Source organism: uncultured Thiodictyon sp., assembly GCF_903828115.1.
GTDB lineage: Bacteria > Pseudomonadota > Gammaproteobacteria > Chromatiales > Chromatiaceae > Thiodictyon.
The window spans coordinates 1-4,534 of sequence record NZ_CAIKKU010000664.1 but is presented as its reverse complement, the minus strand read 5'-3'; the positions used below and the strand labels follow the sequence as shown (position 1 = coordinate 4,534).

4 protein-coding genes are annotated in these 4,534 nt (G+C 70.8%); 2 read left to right on the top strand and 2 right to left on the bottom strand.

Annotated features, from left to right (window positions below; genetic code table 11):
- Nucleotides 1-20: 20 nt before the first annotated feature.
- Nucleotides 21-152, bottom strand: coding sequence for a hypothetical protein (locus QZY48_RS25010; protein ID WP_295436179.1), 132 nt, complete (start codon nucleotides 150-152; stop codon nucleotides 21-23).
- 84 nt (nucleotides 153-236) lie between these two features.
- On the bottom strand, nucleotides 237-1,379 hold the full coding sequence (gene carA, locus QZY48_RS25005; RefSeq protein ID WP_295436178.1) for a glutamine-hydrolyzing carbamoyl-phosphate synthase small subunit: 1,143 nt from the start codon (nucleotides 1,377-1,379) through the stop codon (nucleotides 237-239).
- Between the two features lie 351 nt (nucleotides 1,380-1,730).
- Between carA and lysM the strand changes: the two genes are divergently transcribed.
- Together lysM and QZY48_RS24995 are read left to right on the top strand one after the other, a co-directional pair.
- On the top strand, nucleotides 1,731-2,168 hold the full coding sequence (gene lysM, locus QZY48_RS25000) for a peptidoglycan-binding protein LysM (RefSeq protein WP_100921093.1): 438 nt from the start codon (nucleotides 1,731-1,733) through the stop codon (nucleotides 2,166-2,168).
- A gap of 9 nt (nucleotides 2,169-2,177) precedes the next feature.
- Entirely contained in the window at nucleotides 2,178-4,412 is a 2,235-nt protein-coding gene (locus QZY48_RS24995) for a GNAT family N-acetyltransferase (RefSeq protein WP_295436175.1), read from the top strand.
- The last annotated feature ends 122 nt before the right edge of the window (nucleotides 4,413-4,534 follow it).

Below are 4,534 nucleotides of genomic sequence, written 5' to 3'. Positions count from 1 at the left end.
TGATAAATCAAACAATTCCATCAGGGACTGTCGATAGCGCCATTTTCGTTGTCGTTGTCGTTGTCGTTGTCGTTGTCGTTGTCGTTGCCGTTGCCGTTGCCGTTGCCGTTGCCGTTGTCGAGTTTATCGTAGCGCGCTGAATTCTCTCGCACCCCAAATCACGTCGCTTCTCCGACTACGATTACGACAACGACAACGACAACGATTGCGTTGGTGCTTAACTTGTTCTCGACTCGTTACTGACGTACTTGCTTGCCGGCGGCCATGAGGGCAATGAAGTGGTCGAACACCGGCGCCACGTCGTGCGGCCCCGGGCTGGCCTCCGGGTGGCCCTGGAAGCTGAAGGCCGGGCAGTCGCGGCGTGCGATACCTTGCAGGGAGCCGTCGAAGAGCGAGCGGTGGGTCGCCTCCAGACAGTCGGGCAGGCTCGCCTCGTCCACCGCGAAGCCGTGGTTCTGGCTGGAGATCATGACCCGCCCGGTCTTGAGATCCTGCACCGGATGGTTGGCACCATGGTGACCGAACTTCATCTTGACGGTCCGCGCCCCGCTCGCCAGCCCCAACAACTGGTGCCCGAGGCAGATGCCGAACAGCGGGATGCCGCTCTCAAGCAACTCGCGGATGGCGGTGATGGCATAGTCGCAGGGCTGCGGGTCACCGGGTCCGTTGGACAGGAAAACCCCGTCCGGGTCTTGGGACAGCACCGCCGCCGCCGGGGTCCGGGGCGGCACCACGGTCACCCGGCAACCGCGGCTCACCAGCATCCGCAGGATGTTGCGTTTGATGCCGTAGTCATAGGCGATGACGTGGTAGGGGGGCTCGGCCTCCAGGTCCCGATGGCCGTGCGCCAGACTCCAGACCCCCTGGGTCCAGTCATAGGGCTCGCTGGTGCCGGCGTGCTGGGCCAGGTCCATGCCCTTGAGCCCCGGGAAGGCGCGCGCTGCGGTCAGGGCCGCGGTCTCGTCCACCCCCTCTCCCGCCATCAGGCAGCCGTTCTGGGCGCCCTTCTCGCGCAGCAGGCGGGTCAGCCGCCGGGTGTCGATCCCGGCGATGCCCAGCACCCCCTGGCGCAGCAGATAGTCGTCCAGCCGCTCGCGCATCCGGAAGTTGCTGGGCAGCAGCGGCAGGTCACGAATGATCAGACCGGCGGCCGCAACACCCGACGACTCCTCGTCCTCCGGGTTCACGCCCGTGTTGCCGATATGCGGATAGGTGAGGGTGACCAGTTGGCGCAGGTACGACGGGTCCGTCAGGATCTCCTGATACCCACTCATGGCGGTGTTGAAGACCACCTCGCCGACGCTCGAACCGTCGGCGCCGATCGAGGTTCCCCGGAAGACGCAACCGTCTTCCAGGACCAGAACTGCTGGCTTTTTCAAGGATTTCTCCGAATCGGGAGGCGGCGTGGCCGGCACTGCGGGGGCCGCGATGGACCACCGGGACAACAGCGGGCACGGGCACTGATGATTCGGACAAAGCGGCACCGAATCCGCGGGGATTCTAAAGGTCCGGCGCCCGACTGTCCACGCGGGGAACGGGCAAGGCGCAATCGCTCCTGACGCAGGGGGTCCACCGCAACGCGGGGGCGGCGCCAAGCCGCTGCGATCGAGATCGGCAGCGCGGCTCAAATTCAGGGAAAAACGGTTCTGGACATGGGGTCCTCTTTAGTTGCACCATCCACAGACTGGACCGAGCATCGCTTCCGAAAACCACCAGCAGCGGAGATCACCATGGGTCTGTTCGATTTTTTGAAGGGCACGGGCAAGAAAGTCTTCGGCAGCGAGGCCGAGGCGAGCGAGAAGATCAAGGCCGAGATCGAGAAGGACAATCCGGGCATCAAGGATCTCAATGTCACCTACGACAAGGGCGTGGTGTCGCTCTCCGGCACCGCCGCCAGCCCCGAGGCGATGGAGAAGGCGGTCCTGATGGCCGGCAACGTCCATGGCGTGTCTGAGGTCAAGGCCGACCAGCTCACCGCCCCGCCCCAGACCGTCGAGGTCGACTTCTACATCATCCAGGCGGGCGACAACCTCTCGGCCATCGCCAAGCGTGTCTACGGCAACGCCAGCGCCTACCCGCGCATCTTCGAGGCCAACCGGGAGGTCATCAAGGACCCGGACCTCATCTTCCCGGGGCAGAAGATCCGCATCCCGAAGGACGTCGCCTAGCCATACCGGTTGGACTGCGACCACCGGGTCCCGGCCCTGGCCCGCCATCTGCGGGCGAGGGCCGGGGCCCTGGGTCACCGCCTCACCCTGGTCCTGAGCGGCGATCCACACTGGAGCGCCGCCGCCGCCCGGTCCGCCGCCGCCGCTTGCGCGGACTGCCCCGCACTCTGGCTCAGCGACCGCCCGCTGCACCCCGCCGCCCGCCCCCTCGACGCCGCCACCCGCCTGCTGGGCGGCGAGTGCGAGCTGCTGGTCTACGACGCCTGGTCCGGCTTCGACCCGGACGGGTTCGGCGCCGCCACCGGGACCCTGCGCGGCGGCGGACTCCTGATCCTGCCCTGCCCACCGCTGGACGACTGGGCGGGCCTCCCCGATCCCCAGGCCGGGCGCATCGCCCCCTGGCCCCTGGGCCTGGAGGCCGTGACCGGCCGCTATATCGCCCGGCTCGTGCGGGTCCTGCGCGACCAGCCCGGGGTGGCGATCCTCGCACAGGGGGTCCCCGACAACAGTCACGACCGCCCGGCGCCGACCCTGCCCGATGAACTTACCGCCGGCGCCGGTCACGCCGACACCCGCGACCCCGGCCAACCCGCCACCCCGGACCAGGCAGCCGCCGTCGCGGCCATCCTGCGTCACGCCCGCGGTCGCCCCCACCGGCCCCTGGTGCTGACCGCTGATCGCGGGCGCGGCAAGAGCGCGGCCCTGGGGATCGCCGCCGCCCGCCTGCTGGGGGGCGCGGACACCGCGGTCCCCGGCCCCCGCCTGGTCCTGGTCACGGCGCCGCGCCGCGCCGCCGCCGCGGCGCTCTTCGCGCACGCCGCCCTGGCCTGGCCGGGGGCGCGGCCCGACGGCAGTGGGCTGCGCGCGGGTGAGCGGGCGATCCAATTCCTGGCGCCGGACGCGCTCTGCCAGGACCCGATCGGCGCCGGCCTGCTGCTGGTGGACGAGGCGGCCGGCATCCCCGCCCCCTTGCTGGCCCGGCTCCTGGAACACTACCCGCGGGTAGTCTTTGCCACCACGGTCCACGGCTACGAGGGCACCGGGCGCGGCTTCGATGTGCGCTTCCGCGAGACCCTGGACCGGCGCACCCCCCACTGGCGCGGCCTGACCCTGGAAACCCCCATCCGCTGGGCCCCACAGGACCCCCTGGAGGCCCTGGTGCTCCGCGCCCTGTTACTGGACGCCGCCCCGGCGACGGCCGCGGACTTGCCGGGGGACGCGCGGGCCCCGGTCGAGCGCCTGGACCGCGCCGCCCTGGCGACCGACGACCACACCCTGGGCCAGGTCTTCGGGCTCCTGGTCCTGGCCCACTACCAGACCCGGCCGTTGGATCTGCGCCTGCTGCTCGACGCGCCCGGGGTACGGGTCCTGGTGCTGCGCCTGAGCGGGCAGGTCGCCGCCACGCTGATCGCCGTGACCGAGGGGGGTCTCACGGACCCCGAACTGCTGCGCGCGGTCTACGACGGGCGCCGCCGCCCGCGCGGCCACCTGCTCCCCTTTACCCTGTCCGCCCACGGCGGCCTCCCGGACGCCCCCCGCCGGCGCTGGCTGCGGGTGATCCGCATCGCCGTACACCCGGCGCTGCGCCGCCGCGGGCTGGGGCGGCAATTGCTGCACGGCCTGTTGCGGGAGGCCAAGGGCGACGGGATCGACCTCCTGGGGTCGAGCTTCGGTGCCACGCCCGAGTTGATCGGGTTCTGGACGCGCTGCGGCTACCGGCCGGTACAGATCGGCACCAGCCGCAACGCCGCCAGCGGCGAGCACGCCCTGGTCGTGCTGCGCGCCGCCAGCCGCGCGGGCTCAATCTGGCGCACCGCCGCCCGGTCCCGGCTGGCCGGGCGCCTCCCGGTGCTGCTGCCCGGACCGCTGCGGCACCTCGACCCGGCGGTCGCCGCGGCCCTGATCGCGGCCCTGGGCGCTGCCCACGAGCCCACCGCCCCGGACCCAGCCGGGGAGGAGGCCGACGACCTGGAACTGCGCTCCTTCGCCGCCGGCCACCGCACCCTGGAGGCGGTGCTGCCCGCCCTCGCCGCCCTGACCCGCCGCCGCCTCGCGGCAGCCCTGCGCAGCGGCCAACTCGACGGCGCCGCCGCCGCCCTGCTAGCCGCCGCCGCCGCCCAATTGCGGCCGGTCGCCGAGTTGGTGGCGGTCTTCGAGGCCTCCGGCCGCGAGGCCCTGATCGCGACCCTGCGCGCGATCGTCGCCCGCCTGCTGCCCGCCCGCCCCCCGGAGTCCATCGTGTAGGGTCCGCTGCGCGGACCAGCGAGGATGCGATCAGAACTGATGTGGTGACCGAGATCCCTGGTACGTCGTCGTTGTCGTTGTCGTTGTCGTTGTCGTAATCGAATAATCCGACCACGATTACG

Excerpts from the sequence above, each read along its gene's own strand:
- lysM (WP_100921093.1), top strand. The coding sequence starts at position 1,731 with ATGGGTCTGTTCGATTTTTTGAAGGGCACGGGCAAGAAAGTCTTCGGC.